At 61.1% G+C, this 16,642-nt stretch carries 18 protein-coding genes and 1 pseudogene; 8 read left to right on the plus strand and 11 right to left on the minus strand.

Annotation, left to right across the window (positions count from 1 at the left end; translation table 11 throughout):
• Window positions 1-19: 19 nt before the first annotated feature.
• Window positions 20-871 carry a 30S ribosomal protein S2 gene (gene rpsB / locus CPA42_RS08245; RefSeq protein ID WP_002516927.1) on the minus strand — a complete coding sequence of 284 codons (852 nt, stop codon included), beginning with the start codon at window positions 869-871 and terminating at the stop codon, window positions 20-22.
• Between the two features lie 287 nt (window positions 872-1,158).
• On the opposite strand from rpsB, the gene CPA42_RS08255 reads away from it, so the two are divergent.
• Window positions 1,159-2,106 (plus strand): tyrosine recombinase XerC, encoded by a 948-nt coding sequence (locus CPA42_RS08255; protein ID WP_002518398.1) that lies wholly within the window; start codon window positions 1,159-1,161, stop codon window positions 2,104-2,106.
• Here the strand turns inward: CPA42_RS08255 and CPA42_RS08260 are convergent.
• Window positions 2,026-2,784: a M23 family metallopeptidase gene (locus CPA42_RS08260; protein ID WP_002519289.1), complete on the minus strand. Its 759-nt coding sequence runs from the start codon at window positions 2,782-2,784 to the stop codon at window positions 2,026-2,028. The two genes, CPA42_RS08255 and CPA42_RS08260, sit on opposite strands and share 81 nt — an antisense overlap.
• 147 nt (window positions 2,785-2,931) lie before the next feature.
• Between CPA42_RS08260 and CPA42_RS08265 the strand changes: the two genes are divergently transcribed.
• Both CPA42_RS08265 and def read left to right on the plus strand, forming a co-directional pair.
• Entirely contained in the window at window positions 2,932-4,014 is a 1,083-nt protein-coding gene (locus CPA42_RS08265) for a lactonase family protein (RefSeq protein ID WP_002516938.1), read from the plus strand.
• Window positions 4,015-4,080: 66 nt separating this feature from the next.
• Window positions 4,081-4,683 (plus strand): peptide deformylase, encoded by a 603-nt coding sequence (gene def / locus CPA42_RS08270; protein WP_002516961.1) that lies wholly within the window; start codon window positions 4,081-4,083, stop codon window positions 4,681-4,683.
• Window positions 4,684-4,689: 6 nt separating this feature from the next.
• On the opposite strand, the gene CPA42_RS08275 is transcribed toward def, so the two are convergent.
• Entirely contained in the window at window positions 4,690-5,499 is an 810-nt protein-coding gene (locus CPA42_RS08275) for a TrmH family RNA methyltransferase (RefSeq protein ID WP_002516905.1), read from the minus strand.
• A gap of 32 nt (window positions 5,500-5,531) precedes the next feature.
• Between CPA42_RS08275 and CPA42_RS08280 the strand changes: the two are divergent.
• Window positions 5,532-6,555 (plus strand): annotated as a pseudogene (locus tag CPA42_RS08280) (bile acid:sodium symporter family protein).
• A gap of 197 nt (window positions 6,556-6,752) precedes the next feature.
• On the opposite strand, the gene CPA42_RS08285 reads toward CPA42_RS08280, so the two are convergent.
• The 3 genes from CPA42_RS08285 to CPA42_RS08295 all read right to left on the minus strand — a co-directional run bounded on the left by CPA42_RS08285 (window position 6,753) and on the right by CPA42_RS08295 (window position 9,279).
• The gene (locus CPA42_RS08285) at window positions 6,753-7,919 is read right to left on the minus strand and encodes an SPFH domain-containing protein (protein ID WP_002516898.1); all 1,167 of its coding nucleotides are present in this window, start codon (window positions 7,917-7,919) and stop codon (window positions 6,753-6,755) included.
• A gap of 80 nt (window positions 7,920-7,999) precedes the next feature.
• The gene (locus CPA42_RS08290; protein WP_002516971.1) at window positions 8,000-8,467 is read right to left on the minus strand and encodes an NfeD family protein; all 468 of its coding nucleotides are present in this window, start codon (window positions 8,465-8,467) and stop codon (window positions 8,000-8,002) included.
• A gap of 26 nt (window positions 8,468-8,493) precedes the next feature.
• Window positions 8,494-9,279, minus strand: coding sequence for an ABC transporter ATP-binding protein (locus tag CPA42_RS08295; RefSeq protein ID WP_002516984.1), 786 nt, complete (start codon window positions 9,277-9,279; stop codon window positions 8,494-8,496).
• A gap of 113 nt (window positions 9,280-9,392) precedes the next feature.
• Between CPA42_RS08295 and CPA42_RS08300 the strand changes: the two genes are divergently transcribed.
• Complete coding sequence (locus CPA42_RS08300) at window positions 9,393-10,127, plus strand: hypothetical protein (protein ID WP_002516894.1); 735 nt, start codon at window positions 9,393-9,395, stop codon at window positions 10,125-10,127.
• A 5-nt stretch (window positions 10,128-10,132) separates the two neighbouring features.
• On the opposite strand, the gene fabI is transcribed toward CPA42_RS08300, so the two are convergent.
• Complete coding sequence (gene fabI, locus CPA42_RS08305; RefSeq protein ID WP_002516999.1) at window positions 10,133-10,906, minus strand: enoyl-ACP reductase FabI; 774 nt, start codon at window positions 10,904-10,906, stop codon at window positions 10,133-10,135.
• A gap of 40 nt (window positions 10,907-10,946) precedes the next feature.
• Window positions 10,947-11,666 (minus strand): 3-oxoacyl-ACP reductase FabG, encoded by a 720-nt coding sequence (fabG, locus tag CPA42_RS08310; protein WP_002517002.1) that lies wholly within the window; start codon window positions 11,664-11,666, stop codon window positions 10,947-10,949.
• Window positions 11,667-11,801: 135 nt separating this feature from the next.
• Between fabG and CPA42_RS08315 the strand changes: the two genes are divergently transcribed.
• The 3 genes from CPA42_RS08315 to CPA42_RS08325 all read left to right on the plus strand — a co-directional run bounded on the left by CPA42_RS08315 (window position 11,802) and on the right by CPA42_RS08325 (window position 13,816).
• Window positions 11,802-12,089, plus strand: a complete 288-nt coding sequence (locus CPA42_RS08315) for a DUF3099 domain-containing protein (RefSeq protein ID WP_306387948.1) — start codon at window positions 11,802-11,804, stop codon at window positions 12,087-12,089.
• Between the two features lie 78 nt (window positions 12,090-12,167).
• Window positions 12,168-12,998, plus strand: coding sequence for an SURF1 family cytochrome oxidase biogenesis protein (locus CPA42_RS08320; protein WP_002517000.1), 831 nt, complete (start codon window positions 12,168-12,170; stop codon window positions 12,996-12,998).
• Window positions 12,995-13,816, plus strand: coding sequence for a putative RNA methyltransferase (locus CPA42_RS08325; protein WP_002516926.1), 822 nt, complete (start codon window positions 12,995-12,997; stop codon window positions 13,814-13,816). The genes CPA42_RS08320 and CPA42_RS08325 overlap by 4 nt, the downstream gene beginning before the upstream one ends.
• A 28-nt stretch (window positions 13,817-13,844) precedes the next feature.
• Here CPA42_RS08325 and CPA42_RS08330 read toward each other — a convergent pair whose 3' ends face one another.
• From CPA42_RS08330 to CPA42_RS08340, 3 genes are all read right to left on the minus strand, one after another.
• Window positions 13,845-14,399: a helix-turn-helix domain-containing protein gene (locus CPA42_RS08330; protein ID WP_002519285.1), complete on the minus strand. Its 555-nt coding sequence runs from the start codon at window positions 14,397-14,399 to the stop codon at window positions 13,845-13,847.
• Window positions 14,400-14,468: 69 nt separating this feature from the next.
• A complete protein-coding gene (locus CPA42_RS08335; RefSeq protein ID WP_002516881.1) occupies window positions 14,469-16,067 on the minus strand; it encodes an ABC-F family ATP-binding cassette domain-containing protein in 1,599 nt (532 codons plus the stop codon).
• A gap of 58 nt (window positions 16,068-16,125) precedes the next feature.
• Complete coding sequence (locus CPA42_RS08340) at window positions 16,126-16,626, minus strand: GNAT family N-acetyltransferase (RefSeq protein ID WP_002516979.1); 501 nt, start codon at window positions 16,624-16,626, stop codon at window positions 16,126-16,128.
• Window positions 16,627-16,642 lie beyond the last annotated feature (16 nt).

Here is a 16,642-nt window from a genome sequence, read left to right on the forward strand (position 1 = left end):
GTCTAGACGTGGGCGAACTTCAGTTGGACTTCTCGGCCTCGGGGGCCTCGTCAGCCTTCTTGGCCTCGGCCTTCGGCTCTTCAGCCTTGGCCTCGGTCTTAGCGCCGTCCCCTTCGAGGAGCTCGCGCTCCCAGTCGGGCATGGGCTCGGCCTCAGCAGGCTGCTCACCAGACTTACCAGCTGAGCGAGCCATGAGGCCCTCAGCGGCGGCGTCGGCGATGATGCGGGTCAGTAAGGACACCGAACGAATGGCGTCATCGTTACCCGGGATGGCGTAATCCACCTCGTCGGGGTCACAGTTGGTGTCGAGGATGGCGACGACCGGAATCTTGAGCTTGCGAGCCTCGTCGATGGCGAGGTGCTCCTTCTTCGTATCAACGACCCAGACCGCTTGCGGAACCTTCGGCATATCGCGGATACCGCCGAGGTCCTTCTCCAGCTTGTCCTTCTCACGAGAGAGCATAAGCAGCTCCTTCTTGGTGAGACCGGAGCCGGAAACCTTGTCAAAGTCCATGGCCTCGAGCTCCTTGAGCCGGGCAATGCGCTTCGAGATGGTCTGGAAATTAGTGAGCATTCCCCCAAGCCAACGCTGGTTGACATAGGGCATGCCAACGCGAGTGGCCTGCTCAACGATGGACTCCTGGGCCTGCTTCTTCGTGCCGACGAAAAGAATCTGGCCGCCCTTGGCGACAGTCTCCTTGACGAAGGCGTACGCCTTATCAATGTAGGTCAGCGACTGGTGCAGGTCAATGATGTAGATGCCGTTGCGCTCGGTGAAGATGAAGCGCTTCATCTTCGGGTTCCAGCGACGCGTCTGATGTCCGAAGTGGACGCCGCTCTCGAGGAGCTGGCGAGTGGTGACGACGGCCATGCCGTGTCCTTCCCTCTCTGGGCACATCACACAGATATGCCAACGGTTGAACGGTGACGCGGGATTGCGTCACCTCCTGATGCATCACCGTTCGTCCGCCTGCCGTGGCAGGACCGTGGACGTCCGGTCGTCGGTGACGTCGATGCATGCGAAGTCAGTCCGAAATGATCCGGACTGCGCGATTAGTTTACGACACCAAGAGGCAATCAAGCTAACCTTCCCCTTGACCCCGGCCACTTCCGCGTGTCTGCCTACCATGGCGGCAATCACAGGCCACAGTGGATGTGATGAAGAAGCCATCCCCGACGCGCGTTGGCGCCGGACAGCTGCCTATGTCCCTGACGGTGCCCGTCGAGGACTTCTGTGGCCACCTCTCGGCTCTCCGACGCTCGCCCAACACAATCCGCGGTTACCGAGCTGACCTCATCGATCTCATGGGCCACGCTCACTCCCACGGCGACGACACCTTGGGCAGGATCGGCACATCGCAAGTGCGAGCATGGCTAGCTGATACCCGTGTGGCTGGCGCCTCGGCCGCTACCATGCAGCGCCGCTGGTCGGCTGCGCGAGTATTTTTCCGCTGGGCGGCTAACGAAGGGCTCATTTCCGCCGATCCGACGACCGCTCTGAATTCGGCCAAAGTACCGAAACGCCTGCCGGCCACTCTGGGCGTCGATCAGGCTCGTCACATCCTCGACGAAGCCGTAGCACAGGCTCGTCACGATGAATCTCCCCACGGCGCACGCGACGCCGCCATCCTTGAGGTCCTTTACGGTGGAGGGCTGCGTGTCGGCGAGCTGTGCGGTCTTGATCTGGGTGACGTCGATCGATCTCGCCGCACTGTGAAAGTTACGGGCAAGGGCGACAAAGAACGCACCGTGCCTATGGGGGCGCCTGCGCTGCGTGCCATCGATACGTGGTTACCTCGTCGTGAGGAATGGGTTGGGCCGCACTCCGGGCAGGCCCTCTTTTTGGGAGCGCGTGGTCGTCGCATCGATCAGCGCGTCGTTCGGCGAGTCGTTCACACCCACTTGCGTGCCGAACCAGACTCCCCCGACCTTGGGCCTCACGGGTTACGTCACGCGATGGCGACCCATCTTTTGGAAGGCGGAGCAGATCTGCGCACCGTCCAGGACATATTGGGCCACGAATCCCTAGCCACCACGCAGATCTACACCCACGTTTCCACCGAAAGATTGCGCACTGCGTTTCGCCAGGCTCATCCCCGCGCCTGAGCCACCTCGGGTGGCTTCGGTCACCGTCGTATCAATGCCTAACGCGGCGTCCCGCCCAGCTCCACGCCACGGAGGCATGAGGGCACCGCTTGAGGCAGCTTTCCTCCTGCTGCCCCCTGGCAGGCTCAGGGGCCGCACAGGCCATCCGTGCCCCGACGCTGAATGAGGCCGACTGTCCAAGGGCAGCAACCGCACCTGAAGTTGCAACAATGTCATGGGGTTTTGATAAACATCTCCCTTCTTCAACCCCCAGTGCAAACAAGTGCGGGTGCATGGTGGCCCCATCCCGACAACTCCGATCTGCTGGCCAGGAACCACTACCTGGCCGACAGCAACGCTAGGCACAACCGGCATGTGGGTTGTCCGACGACCGTCAGCAAGCAGGATGCTCACCACCCCAGCCCCCGCGACCTGGCCAGCAAAAACGACCACCCCAGCCGTCACGGTCGTCACTGGTTCTCCCACGGAGGCCGCAAATTCCACTCCCCTACTACCCGGCAGCCATTTTTCGGCAGGTGGCGCAAACCCTTTGATGACGGGGCCTAGCACCGGCGGAGTCGGACGATTCGCCACACTTCGCGCGGGAACGGCAGCAACGCTGTGGCTGGGAGCTGGTAAGGCCAGCAAGCAAATCCCCACCGTGATGATTAGTAGGCTGATGCAGACAGATCTCCTCATGTCTTCAGTTATCGTGACAGATCGCGATCTTCGCCAACTTATTTTCCAACTGTGGATAACCCGACAACATCGGACCTCGCCCCCTGTGGACAATCGCCTGACCTTCTTTAGCCTGGTGAGCCCTCGCTCCCGAGTAGGCTCCCATCCATGGCTGTCACCCCAGTTCTTGCCTGTTACCGCACTTGCGATGCCGCAATCGGAGGCATTACCGCGTGGCAGGTGACGACAGGACCTGACGGGCCTCGCACCAACGTTGTGGGCAGTTGCCCCTTAGGCGATGCGTCCTGGGTCACCCCGCTATACCACCTTGTCGTCGTGCTGTGCGAGCGTGATGGCACCCTTGTCGTTGTCCACCCCGGACGCGAGTTCCAGGTCGTCGGGACCGTTCAGCTCAAAGGCCAATGGCCTTGCCACGGTGCCGTCGATCCCACTGGGCGTCTCATGGCCGTCGCGGATTACGCCTCGGGCCAGGTCGAATTCGTCGACCTATCAGATCCCACCCGACCAACTGTCCGAAACGTCCTCGATCTCGGTCAGGGCTGTGTTTTCCCTAGACCGGTGGCAGATCGTCAAGAGGGTCCCCATGCTCACCAGGTGACGTGGTTGGATCGCGCGCATCTTGCGGTCACGGATCTCGGAGCTGACCGCATCAACGTCGTGCGCTGGAGCGAGGCCGGCCCCGAGATCATCGGATCCCTCAAGACCCCTGCGGGATGTGGCCCGCGTCACCTCACCCTCACCGAAGATGGGCGCAAGCAGATCTTGACTGTCGGCGGAGCGTTGTCAGGCACCGTGAGCACGTGGTCTCGTCCTACCGGTCATGACATGTGGGCTCGCGAGTGGCGTTTCGTCCAAGAAACGGCGTCGTCGCGCTGGTCACATACCGGCTCGCAAGAGCGTCGCTCCGCTTGTGCGCCAGCTTCCCCGTCAGCAATCGTCACTACCCCTGACGGCCGGCATTTCGTCGCCAATAGGTCGGTCGGCAGCATTGGGATACTGGGAGGGCGGTTTGGACGGATCAATCTGATTGACGAATTTGATACCACCGGAGCGAACCCGCGCGACATCACCGTTACCACTCAGAATGGCACCCGCGTGTGGGTCGCATTACCGGAGGAAGGTCAGATCGCAATCCATCTACGCGACGAGGACACCGGCGGCTGGCAGGTCGAGACAACTATCGACCAGCCCGGCGCCATGCGGGTCATCGTGGGCCCGACTACCGGATGATCACGGGCCGTCGTCTACTCGTGACACAATCAGCTACAAACATTTATCAACCCCAGGAGATCAGCCATGCGCAAGCACACCCCCAATGACAACCCCCTTTGGGAGGATCTGTTCAAAGGTGGGTCTCTGCGTCGGGTGACACGATGGGGAGAATCCGTCCTGCACGCGCAGACCCGTCCAGTCACAGAGTTCGATGAGGACCTGACGACCCTCATCCGCGACATGTTCGCCACGATGAACGCCGCCGACGGTGTCGGGCTGGCCGCAACTCAAGTCGGGGTTGATTTGTCCTTGTTCGTCTACGCCTGCCCTGACGCTAACAACATCGTCCACCACGGAGCATTCTGCAACCCAGTTGTCACCCTGCCGGAAGGACACGATCGCCACTTGGAAGCCGCCGATGAGGGCTGCTTGTCATGGCCCGGCGGTTTCCAGTCCATGGCTCGCCCCGATCTGGCCACCTGCACTGGTCAGGATCCGTGGGGCAACGACATCACCGTCACCGGAACCGGGTTCTTCGCCCGGTGTCTGCAACACGAAACCGACCACTGCAACGGCATCGTCTTCGGGGACCGACTCTCCAAGCGTGCCCGCCGCAAACTCGACGAGCAACACGACAGCGTGGCGCACCTGTACCCCGACGACTGGCCCCTCACTCCAAAGGGCTGACCCGGGTTACCCCCGCAACTCGTAGCAGGCGACCGCAGCTGCCGCCGCAACGTTGAGAGAGTCCACGCCGCCTGCCATCGGGATACGCACCACGACGTCGGCCTGACTGATCCAGTGGGCCGACAGGCCCGCCCCCTCGGTACCCATAAGCAGAGCAACCTTGCGCGGGTTCTGTCTCAAATCGGCGGAGAACTCATCGAGGGTGACTGAGTCACCGCTCAGTTCCATCGCTGCCACAGTGAAACCGTGGTCGCGCAACTCACCAAGACCTCCCGCCCAGTCCTCGAGACGAGCCCAGGGCAACTGAAAAACCGTCCCCATCGAGGTCTTGATAGCCCGACGATAGAGCGGGTCAGCCGCGCGAGGGGCCAGTAAGACGCCATCCCACCCGATTCCGGCCGCACACCGGATGATGGCTCCGACGTTGGTGTGATCGACAATGTCCTCGCACACCACCAGACGTCGCGCCGCCATAAGATCAGCGGCGCTCCAACGAGTCTGACGGCACATAGAAGCCAGGGCGCCGCGGTGGACGTGGAACCCGGTCACCTGCTCGGCCAGGGTCTCGGAGACGACGAATACCTCGACGTCGAGGCCGTCGAAGAGATCCCGTAAACCGTCAATCCAGCGAGGAGCCAGTAAGAAGGACCGCGGTGGGTAGCCAGCTTCACAAGCGCGCCGGATGACCTTGGCGCCCTCTGCGATAAACAGCCCATGCTCAGCCTCCAAAGACTTGCGCAGGTTGACGTCACGCAGGTTCACGTAGTCAGCCAGTCGTGGGTCGGCGGGATCGTCGATATCGATGAACGTTGCCACCGCTCCAACCTACCGGTGACTATCGTGGACAGATGAGTTCCGCCAACCCACGCCGCACGCTACCTATTGACGGGTTCGTCCTCGCCATTGTGGTGACGGCGATCATTGGATCGATGCTTCCTGCCACTGGGTCTGCAGTACCCGTCGTCAAGCATGGTGTCACCGTCCTCATCTTCATCCTGTTCTTCCTCTACGGTGCCCGACTGGAGCCCCGCGAAACCCTCGACGGCCTCAAGAACTGGAAATTGCAGGGAGCGATTCTGGCCTCTACCTTCGTCGTCTTTCCGCTCATCGGGTTGGCGATGCGCGCTCTGGTGCCTTGGGCGCTGCCCAGCACCCTTTACGTTGGGATGTTGTGGATTTGCCTCGTACCGTCGACGGTACAGTCGTCGATCAATTTCACCTCAATTGCCCACGGCAACGTCGCCGGAGCTATCGTCGCAGCCACTACGTCGAATCTCTTAGGGACCTTCCTCACGCCCCTCCTAGCCCTCCTCTTGATGTCGACTAGCGGCGGGCTCACGATTCAACCGTCCAGCTTCCTTGATGTGATCGTCCAGTTGCTGTTGCCTTTCGTGCTAGGCCAGCTGTCACGTCGGTGGACCGCAGATTTCGTCACTGAACATCGCAAATCACTCAAATATGTCGACCAGGGATCGATCATCCTCGTCGTCTATTCGGCATTTTCAGAGGGTATGCGAGAGCACATGTGGTCCCTCGTGTCACCGGCCTCGATGGTCGTCCTGACCCTCATCTGTCTGGCTCTGTTGTTCTTCATGCTGTGGTTGACCTGGACAGGGTCCGGATGGCTCGACTTTAACCGCAACGACCGTATCGCCATCCAGTTCTGCGGCACCAAAAAATCGCTGGCGACCGGTCTGCCTATGGCAACAGTGCTCTTCGCTGGCGACCGGTCTGCCTATGGCAACAGTGCTCTTCGCTGGCCAGCCGGTCGGCCTCATCGTGCTACCCCTCATGATCTTCCATCTAGCCCAACTCATCGCCTGCGGAATGCTGGCTGGCCGCTATGCGCGGCAATGGGAGGTCGAGCAGTGACTGACCGTTCGTGATCTCGACGCTGCAACCGAAGGTCTATGCCATGAGGCCTCATCGGCCACCAGCTGAACAACGGCTCTCGAGACCCCGAACGTGCATGATTTCTTGCACGATCATCATGCAAGAAATCATGCACGGTGCCAACGATACGAGATGTCCCGTTCCGAGTCCCGCATGGGTGCCTCGGCAGCCGCCGGTCACTCGACTTGGCCGCTCCCCTGTTCCGAGATGGTCTGCTGCTCCGCCGGAGCCGGGGTGATCTGGCCACCGCCCATACTGCGTTTGCCTGACAGACCGGGATTCTCCAACTTGGCAGCCTCTTGGATCGCCTGCTGGACGGTCGCCTCAGAGGCCTCCTTTTCCTCCGCCTTCTGAGCCTCGATCTCGGCAAAAACATCAATCTTCTCCGGTGCGGCAAACTGCGACGGATCAGCCGCCGCAAAACCGCCCTTACCCGGCTCGTGTTCGTCCTTGCCCGCTAAGGAGCCAATACCCTTCAAGGCGTCGTTCAGCTCAGAGGGGACCACCCACACCTTGTTGGAGTCGCCACGAGCAAGGGTCGGCAGCATCTGCATGTACTGGTAGGCCAGCAGACCCTGGTCGGGCTGACCGGCATGGATGGCATTGAACACCGTCGTGATTGCCTGGGCCTCACCCTCGGCGCGCAGCATCTGGGCCTGACGATCGGCCTGGGCACGCAAGACGGCAGCCTCACGGTCGCCTTGGGCACGCAGGATAGCCGACTCGCGGTCGCCGCCGGCCGACAGGACCTGGGACTGACGCTGACCTTCTGCCAACAGAATCGCGGCTCGCTTGTCGCGCTCGGCCCGGGCACCCTTCTCCATCGCATCACGAATCGTGGGCGGCGGCTCAATGGCCCGCAACTCAACCCGGTTGACTTTGATACCCCATTTGCCAGTGGCCTCGTCAAGGACTGACCGTAGCTTCTGGTTGATCTCTTCTCGGCTGGTGAGGGCCGCCTCCATGTCCATACCACCGATGATGTTACGCAAGGTCGTCATCGTCAGTTGCTCGATAGCGGTCTTGTAAGACTGCGCCTCGTAGGCGGCGCGCTCCGGATCGACGATCTGGAAATAGATCACCGAGTCAATGTTGACCATGAGGTTGTCCTCGGTGATGACCCCCTGCGGTGGGAAAGGGACAACCTGCTCACGCATGTCGAGGTTATGCTGCACTCGATCGATGATCGGAATAAGCAGATGGGGGCCAGGGTTAAGACGCCGATTGAACTTTCCGAGCCGCTCAACGAGACCGATCTTCTGCTGGTGAATGATTTTGATGCTCGACGACAACACGACGACGAGCAGGACAATAATCACCAGACTGGGGATGAACTGGGGCATGAATACTCCTGCGATACTTGAGGTGCCGGTCAGGCTCCGGCATCCCCCTCATCATGCCAGATCAAGGCCACACGCCTAGATCAGGAACTCAGACTCCTGAAAACTGGATATACCACGAGCGTCGCACCATCGATCTCGTACACCTCAATTTTCTCCCCGGCAGCGATAGTCGACCCGGGTTCCAGGGCACGTGCCGACCACTCTTCACCGTCCACCTTGACCTGACCGTGGCCATCTGTGATGTCGCTCGTAGCAACGCCGTCAGAACCGACTAGTTTATCCAAAGCTGACCGATATCCCGGAGCCTCACGCACCCGGCGCAACAACGTTGGGCGCAGCACGGTAAGCAATAAAGCTGCCACCACAGCAGCGACGATGACCTGCAGTAACCACATTCCTGGAACGATCGCTGCGGTGATTGCTCCTGCTCCCGCACCGGCAGCGAGCATGAGCAGGGTAAATTCTCCGCTTAGCATCTCCGTGCACGCCAGCACAGCGGACGCCACCGCCCACAGCAACCAGCGATGTTCCCCGAAAGATTCCAACACGGCACACTCCCGTCGTCGGTGCGGTGTCAGCGGGCAGCACGAGCGTTCCAGCGCCCGTCAATGTGACTGACCATCAAAGGCATACCGAAAGCACCAGAGAGGACTTCCGAGGTCAACGTCGTCTCCACTGGACCGGCAGCCACGATGCGACCCTCCGCCATCACTAACGCATGGGTGATTCCAGCCGGAATCTCCTCTAGATGGTGAGTGACAAGAACCGATGCCGGAGCATCGGGATCAGTAAAAATAGCCGACAGCACTTCAATAAGCTGCTCGCGACCAGCTAGGTCAAGACCAGCAGCCGGTTCGTCCAACAGCAACAGTTCCGGATCGGTCATGAGAGCACGGGCGATTTCGACCCGTTTGCGCTCCCCCTCGCTCAGGGTGCCCCACATACGATCGCCCATTCCGCCGAGTCCCATCCGCTCCAGCAGAGCGTCGGCACGGGCCAGATCCTGCTCATCGTAGGCTTCGCGCCAACGGCCCACGACAGCCCAGGCCGCCGAAACCACCATATTGCCGACCTTTTCCGATTCCGGAATGCGGTGAGCTAAGACCGAACAGGCCATTCCGATCCGCGGTCGCAGTTCGAATACATCAACCGCACCGAGTATCTCGTCGAGAATCTCCACCAGCCCCACAGTGGGATGAAGTTGAGCTCCCAGGACCTGCAGAAGGGTCGTCTTACCCGCTCCGTTAGGCCCGACCAGCACCCAACGCTGATCGTCCAAGACGTCGAGGTTGACATTGTCGAGGATCCAACGGTCCCCGCGTCGAACTCCCACGCCTGCCAACTGCGCCGCTGCACTCATGGGTAAGAACTTACCTTGTGGCGACGACATACCCGGGCTGTCGTGCAGAAGACGACTAGGCAGTGCCAAGAACGCTTACCCTGGCACGAGAAAAAGGCGTCTAGTCTGGGCGAATGCTCGAGATCTGCTGCCGTCTCACCTGCCTGCTCAACGACCTGTGTGCCGGTCGCACCACCGCTCCCCACGCTGAGGCGGAGCTACTGAGAATGGCAGCGGCCCACCACGTTCACGATCCCGACGAAACGCTCGGCCTATCCGAACATGATCCGTTGTCGTCAGTCCCCATCCGGATGGCCCTAGCCCGGATCTCCCACGTCCCCCACGACACTCCCGTGCTGTGGGGTCTGCTGCTGCCTGCCCCCGGTCAGCTTGCTGGTCTGCGCGGTCCGGCTCAGGTCAAACGAGCCGCTCTCGACGCCGGTGCAGTCGTCGTTTGTCATCAAGGCTCTACGACCATGCCCGCCGGGACCGCGTGGATCCCTCATCCGGTGGGTTCGGCGATGCAGTGGACGGTCGTCCGGGCTGTCGCTCCTCTACCACCCCCTACCCCCGCCGACGCCGCTCCGTTGCTGAGATCGGCCATCTGCGCGACGGCTGCTCAGCTCAACGAGCTGAGCATGATGGGAGGACGTCGTCCCGACGTCGTGCCCCCGTACCTCACCGGTCATCGTCCAGCCGATCAGCGTCTCCTGGACTCGGCATGGACCGTGATGATGGCCTGCGATGCCGGGCGTGAATCAACCATGATTACCGCCTACGGAGCACAGACACGAGAAACGGCGCTGCGCCAACTGCGCAACGCCGCCTCCCAAGCTGTTACCGCAGCCACGTCGTGGCCACTGACCTAAGTGGATCAAGCTCCGGTCGAACCCATACCGCCATCGACGTGGATTATCTCGCCGGTAGTGGCTGGGAACCAGTCAGACAAGAGGGCAACAATTCCCTTGGCCGCGGGCGTGGTGTCCTTGGTGTCCCAGCCAAGCGGGGCACGCTCCCCCCACACATCATTAAAGGCATCAGCGCCCGGAATAGCTGTTTTAGCCATGGTGTCCAGCGGACCAGCGGACACTAGGTTGCAGCGCACACCTTTGGGGCCCAGGTATCGAGCCAGGTAGCGATTGGCCGATTCCAGTCCCGCCTTGGCCACTCCCATCCAGTCGTAGAAGGGCCAGGAGACGGTGGCGTCAAAGGTCAGACCGACGACCGAAGCATGCTCGGCGAGGATGTCGACAAGGGCGGTCATCAAGGAGACATAAGAATACGTGGAGGTGTGGACAGCGACCGAGACGTCATCCCATTCCGTTTCGAGAAACTTGCCCCCCAGGGCCGTCTTGGGGTTAGCGAAGGCGATGGCGTGAACGACACCATCAAGCTTTTCCACTCCGAGGTCGCGCAGTTGCTGAGGCAGGGCAGCCAGCTGGTCGGCGTCGGTGACATCGAGTTCGAGTACCTCCGGCACCGGATCGAGTTTGCGAACAGCTCGACGGGTGACGCCGACGGCACGCGGCAGGTTCGAAACAATAACCCGGGCGCCCTCATCCTGGGCAATCTGGGCCGCCTTAAAAGCGATAGAGGTGTGCATCGTCACGCCTGTGACGAGGACGGTACGTCCTTCAAGAAGTCCCATAGTGATGTCCTTCCGGTCGATGTGGATGGATGTGATGGTGTCAGTGGCCCATGCCGAGTCCTCCGTCGACAGGGATCACAGCCCCAGAGACGTAGCTGGCGGCATCGGAGACGAGAAATCGGACGACCGCAACGACATCGTCGACCGATCCCAGCCGCTTGGCCGGGATGCGCTCGAGGTACCCGGAAACAAGCTTCTCCGGCAGTCCCTCGGTCATGTCCGTGGAGATGAAACCGGGAGCGACAAGGTTGCAGGTAACGCCGCGAGACCCTAGTTCACGGGTCACAGAGCGGGCCATGCCCAGCATCCCAGCCTTCGACGCCGCATAGTTGACTTGCCCGGGGGAACCGAGCAGACCTACCACTGACGAAGTCAAAACGATGCGGCCAAAACGGGCCCGGGTCATCGCCCTGGCAGCGCGGCGGATAACGCGGTAAGCGCCGGTGAGATTAGTGTCGATGACCTCGGTGAAGTCCTCCTCCTTCATGCGGGCGAGCAGTCCGTCCCGGGTAATTCCGGCATTAGCAACCAGCACCTCGACTGGGCCAAGCTCCTGCTCGACCTGGCTGAACGCCACGTCAACCGAGTCGGCGTCAGTGACGTCGCAGGCGATCGGCAGCACCCCTTCGGGCGCGGTAGCCGAGCGACTCGTTGCGGCCACTCGGTATCCCTGTGCGTGCAGATCTGCGGCGATCGCAGCACCGATACCGCGCGATCCGCCGGTGACGAGGGCGACGCGCCCCGGGGTGTCTAGACTCATAGAATGAACCTATCGCACGCTACGACCAAGAGTTGGGAAGGCTCGACCTGATCAACGCGACGCACCTAGGCTGGACAGGTGAGTGACGCAGCACGGGTTCGGTGGCGTCGAGGGCACCGCAACGCCCGGCATTCGATCACGTCTGCCAAGAGATCAGCCAGTGAAGACCTCGAGATGCGTCAGCGACGCTACTTATGGTCGATGCTCGTGCGAACAGTATGCTTTATCGGACTCGTCATCACCCCGAGTCCATGGCGGTGGAGCTTCCTGGTGGGGGCAGCCGTCATCCCTGCCATCGCCGTGGTGCTCGGCAATGCCGCCGACCGACGCACCACTGACACTCTGCCGTCTCAGCAAAGCACAGAATCTCAAGGCGAGCTCGGCTCGGCCATGACCATTCACGGCGAAGTCGACGAAAACTGATCCGGTCGCGCAGACGCAGCAAATAGCAAAGCCCAGTCGTGGGGCATTACTGGGAATCGACCAACTAGGCTCGGCAGCGTGAAGAAGCTGTGGGTGAGATGGGTGGCGCTGACACTGCTCGTCATTGTCCTGAGCCTGGTCATGATCCGGCTGGGACAGTGGCAGCTGCACCGGTTGTCAGGGCGTCGCGAGGCCAACAACATCATCCGCACCAACCACAGCAAACCGCCGGTCGAATGGTCAACTCTCATGGGCGACCACGAGGTGACGCCACAGCAACAGTGGCGGCCCGTCACCATCACTGGCACTTTCGATACCGCACACGAACTCCAAGTGCGCTACCGGAGCAACGACGATGATAATGGGTCAGAAATCGTTACCCCCATCGTCACGAAGGACAGCCGCCACGTCCTCATTGATCGTGGTTTCCTCAAGCGCTCCTCACATGAGGGCGACGCGCAGACCCTACCTCCAGCCCCCAACGGAGTCGTGACAGTAACTGGCCTCGTCAAAGGTAATGAGCACGGAAAACCAACCGCCACCGACCCCGTGGAGGGCAAGGTTCGTCTCATTAACTCCGACGCCATCGGTAAGGCGCAGGGGATCACATACGTCAGCGGATACATCTCAACAACGTCGATGGCACCAGCACAACGTGATCTGGTTCCCCACGAGCTTCCGAAACTCGACGATGGCCCCCATCTGTCCTATGCCATCCAGTGGTTCTGTTTCACGGCTATCGCGGTCATTGGACTGTTCGTCCTGATCCGAGGGGATATTAAGGACCGACGCAAACGCCGGGCCAAAGCGGCTCGTTCAGCCGCTCAGCGAGCTGTCAGCGGCCCGGAACCGAATCGCCATGACGCGTCACACAACCGCGGCGCGAAGACACCAGGGGCCCACACGTGACGCCGACACTTTCCGTAGTCCTGCCGTGGCTGATCTGTCCCACCTGTCAGCGGCGCGGCTGTGAAAACCCGTTGGCCCGTGATGGGAGGTCTCTGCGATGCCCCGAGCACCACTGTCTCGATATCGCCAAGCAGGGCTACGTCACCATGACAAGCACCCCGGCCGGTGCTAATGCGGACACCGTCGAGATGATCGCTGCCCGCCAAAGGGTGTTGGACGCCGGGCTGTTCGGTGACCTTGATGCTCGGCTGGCCGAGATTCTCATCGGCCGAGATCGCATTGTGGAAGTAGGAGCTGGAACCGGTCACCATCTGGCCCAGGTTCTCGAGGCCCACCCCGATTCCCACGGTCTGGCATCTGACGTCTCGAAAGCAGCTATCCGGCGGGCGGCGAAAGCTCATCCTAGGATGGCGGCAGTGGTTGCCGATACCTGGGCTGGGCTGCCTATCCGCACTGGCTGTATAGATGCTGGGCTGTGCGTCTTTGCGCCTCGCAACCGTGACGAGTTCGCGCGCATCATGAAACCTGACGGGATCTTCGTCGTCGTCACCCCGCTACCGGACCATTTGCAACAGCTGCGTGAACGCACCGGGATGATCGGCATCCAGCCCCACAAGCACGACGAGCTCATGGCAGCTTTGGCATCACGGTTTACCGTTATCGGCCATGAAGAGGTGCGAGCGGACATTCCTCTGGACAAACAGACGGCCTCTGACGCTGTGGCAATGGGGCCTAGCGCCCACCACATCCACAACGTTCATGTCGATGCCATGTCCATCACGTCAGCTGTGGAAGTGACGGTTCTGTCTCCCCGGTGAGCGGGGTTCCTGCCGGAAAGAACCACCCTCAAAACTGGCGGTTATCGATGCTGTGCTCGGCCTTGTCTAGCCGACGACGCGCCTTGCGTACCTTGCGATCAGCCTTTTCGGCCTTAGCCCGACGCTTGTTGAGGGTCGCCTTGGCCTTCTTGCGACGAGACTTTCCTGCCCCGGCGCGACGCAATTTGCGCAGGGCTTTCTCAGCCTTGTGTGCTTTGCGATCGGCTTTTTCGGCCCGGGCGACGGCGGCCTCAACAGCCAATTTCAAAGCGTCAATGTCTTCAGGGCTCGGCGAGGTCCCACCACCATTGGTGTTCGAATCAACCGAGTCTTGTTGGTCGATCTCCTGCGATTTCTCAACGGTCTCGCGTTCAGCCTTCGTCTCCGGAGATGCCGGATCAGCGCCTCCGCGGCGCCGAAATTCAACGCCGGCCTCTCGCAGCAATTTTTGCACTAGCCCGTAGGACCGACCGGATTCGCGTGCCAGGGATCGGATGGACGCGCCATCGTGGTAGCGACCCGCCAATTCCTCGGCCACCGCTTGTCTGGCCTCACCGACCAGCCTAGGCGCACGTGCGACCATCAACCCTCCTCGACACCAACCCCCCGCATTCTCATGCTACGGCATGGCGAGGCTGCGCACGACGCGGTATCAGGCCAGACTGATGAGTTCGGCGTAGTCAGCACTCCACATATCTTCGGTGCCATCGGGCAGGACGAGCACACGGTCGGGGTCCAGCGCATGGACCGCTCCCTCGTCGTGGGTGACGAGGACAATAGCGCCACCGAAGTTTCCGATAGCGTCGAGAACCTGTGCTCGGCTAGCCGGATCGAGGTTATTTGTTGGTTCATCAAGGAGCAGCACGTTGGCCGAAGAAACGACCAGAGTCGCCAGAGCCAGACGTGTCTTCTCGCCACCCGAAAGCACCCCGGCCGGCTTATGCACATCGTCACCGGTGAACAGGAAGGAACCGAGTATTTTGCGCATCTCGGTCTCATTGAGGTCGGTCGCAGAGCTGGCCATGTTCTCCAGCACGGTGCGGTCCATGTCGAGTAGATCGTGCTCCTGGGCAAAGTACCCGAGTTTGAGCCCGTGCCCGGCGATCACCTCTCCGGTGTCTGGGGTCTCCTTACCCGCCAGGATCCGCAGCAGAGTCGTTTTGCCAGCACCATTAAGCCCGAGGACGACCACCTGGGATCCACGGTCGATATTGAGGTCTACCCCGGCAAACACCTCCAACGAGCCGTAAGTTTTGGTGAGGTTGCGTGCTGTGAGCGGGGTTTTACCGCATGGGGCCGGATCGGGGAAGCGGATGGCGGCTACCTTATCGACGGCCCTTTCTCCCTCAACTCCCGCGAGTAGTTTCTCGGCGCGCCGAGCCATCTGCTGTGCCGCGACGGCCTTGGTCGCCTTTGCGTGCAGTTTGTCGGCCTGAGCCTGGAGGGCGGCAGCCTTACGTTCAGCGTTGATTCTCTCCTTGTGACGGCGCTTCTCATCAGCGGCTCGCTGCTCAAGGTAGAGCTTCCAACCCATGGAATAGATGTCGAGAGTGGCCCGATTGGCGTCGAGGTGGAAGACCTTGTTGACGGTGGCCTCCACTAGCTCAGTGTCGTGGGAGATCATCAGGACCCCACCCGAGTAGGACTGCAGGAAGCTACGCAACCAGATGATGGAGTCAGCGTCTAGGTGGTTAGTGGGCTCATCAAGGAGCAGGGTGTCCGCTCCGGAAAAGAGGATGCGCGCCAGTTCGACGCGACGGCGCTGACCCCCCGAGAGGTTCTTCAACGGCTGAGAAAGAACGCGGTCGTCAAGCCCCAAGTTCGACGCAATTCTGGCAGCTTCCGCGGAGGCGCCATACCCACCAGCCGCGATGAGGCGGTCCTCGGTTTTGGCGTATTTGTCCATCGCGACGGCTCGGTCCTCCTCAGAACCGTTGGCCATCTGGTGTTCCAGGGTGCGCATCCGCTCCAACATGTGGTCGAGGCCGCGCGCTGACAGAATCCTTGCCCTCGCGATCGTTTCCATGTCTGGATCGCGGGGATCTTGCGGCAAGTAGCCGAGTTCGCCGGTACGACGTACTGATCCTGCTGCGGGAAGGGCTTCACCGGCCAAGACACGCGTTAGAGTCGTCTTGCCGGCGCCGTTGCGACCCACTAGACCGACCTTGTCCCCAGTAGCTACCTGGAAACTCACCGGGTTGAGCAGGAGCCTAGCTCCGACTCGCACCTCCACATCCTTGACCTGCAGCACCGGGCCATCTTCCCCCGTTGCAGCGGCCAGGGACAAATGGCCACCGGTTCAAGCAGCCTTAGCGACGCAGAGCCATCGGGACGTGATCGATCCCAGCCTCCTCACAATGCGGACCGGTAACGACGAATCCACAATCGCGGTACCAGTCCTCGAGGTATGACTGGGCGTGCAGGGCAACCTCCCTGCCGTCGGCAGCTGCAATCTCGAGGGCGAGATCCATCATCCGGCGGCCAATGTGCAAACCCCGATAGGCAGCATCAACAGCCACTCGTCCGATGACGAGGTGGTCTTTGTCATCAAGAACGCGCAGCGTACCGACCGGGCGACCGTCGACCGACGCCCACACTATGATCGTCGTGGGTTCAAGTTCGCGGCCGTCTAGGTCCGGCTCAGTGCACTGTTGCTCCCCATTGAACACGACGCTGCGCAACCATAAACACGCGTAGAGAGTGGTCACATCCATGTCGATGGTGTGAGCGTAATGAAGGTCTACATCGCCCTGGTGAAGGCCTGCACCACTAGCGTCGGCACCATTTCCCCGCGTCGGACAAGACATCATGCCCCATATCTTGACA

The organism is Cutibacterium acnes (assembly GCF_003030305.1).
GTDB lineage: Bacteria > Actinomycetota > Actinomycetes > Propionibacteriales > Propionibacteriaceae > Cutibacterium > Cutibacterium acnes.

What these genes read in the sequence shown, in the direction of transcription:
- def (WP_002516961.1), top strand. Translation starts at nt 4,081, where the DNA reads ATGCGCAAGCACACCCCCAATGACAACCCCCTTTGGGAGGATCTGTTC.
- CPA42_RS08255 (WP_002518398.1), top strand. Translation starts at nt 1,159, where the DNA reads ATGAAGAAGCCATCCCCGACGCGCGTTGGCGCCGGACAGCTGCCTATG.
- CPA42_RS08300 (WP_002516894.1), top strand. Translation starts at nt 9,393, where the DNA reads ATGCTCGAGATCTGCTGCCGTCTCACCTGCCTGCTCAACGACCTGTGT.
- rpsB (WP_002516927.1), bottom strand. Translation starts at nt 871, where the DNA reads ATGGCCGTCGTCACCACTCGCCAGCTCCTCGAGAGCGGCGTCCACTTC.
- CPA42_RS08295 (WP_002516984.1), bottom strand. Translation starts at nt 9,279, where the DNA reads ATGAGTGCAGCGGCGCAGTTGGCAGGCGTGGGAGTTCGACGCGGGGAC.
- CPA42_RS08330 (WP_002519285.1), bottom strand. Translation starts at nt 14,399, where the DNA reads ATGGTCGCACGTGCGCCTAGGCTGGTCGGTGAGGCCAGACAAGCGGTG.
- CPA42_RS08285 (WP_002516898.1), bottom strand. Translation starts at nt 7,919, where the DNA reads ATGCCCCAGTTCATCCCCAGTCTGGTGATTATTGTCCTGCTCGTCGTC.
- fabI (WP_002516999.1), bottom strand. Translation starts at nt 10,906, where the DNA reads ATGGGACTTCTTGAAGGACGTACCGTCCTCGTCACAGGCGTGACGATG.
- CPA42_RS08265 (WP_002516938.1), top strand. Translation starts at nt 2,932, where the DNA reads ATGGCTGTCACCCCAGTTCTTGCCTGTTACCGCACTTGCGATGCCGCA.
- fabG (WP_002517002.1), bottom strand. Translation starts at nt 11,666, where the DNA reads ATGAGTCTAGACACCCCGGGGCGCGTCGCCCTCGTCACCGGCGGATCG.
- CPA42_RS08340 (WP_002516979.1), bottom strand. Translation starts at nt 16,626, where the DNA reads ATGATGTCTTGTCCGACGCGGGGAAATGGTGCCGACGCTAGTGGTGCA.
- CPA42_RS08260 (WP_002519289.1), bottom strand. Translation starts at nt 2,784, where the DNA reads ATGAGGAGATCTGTCTGCATCAGCCTACTAATCATCACGGTGGGGATT.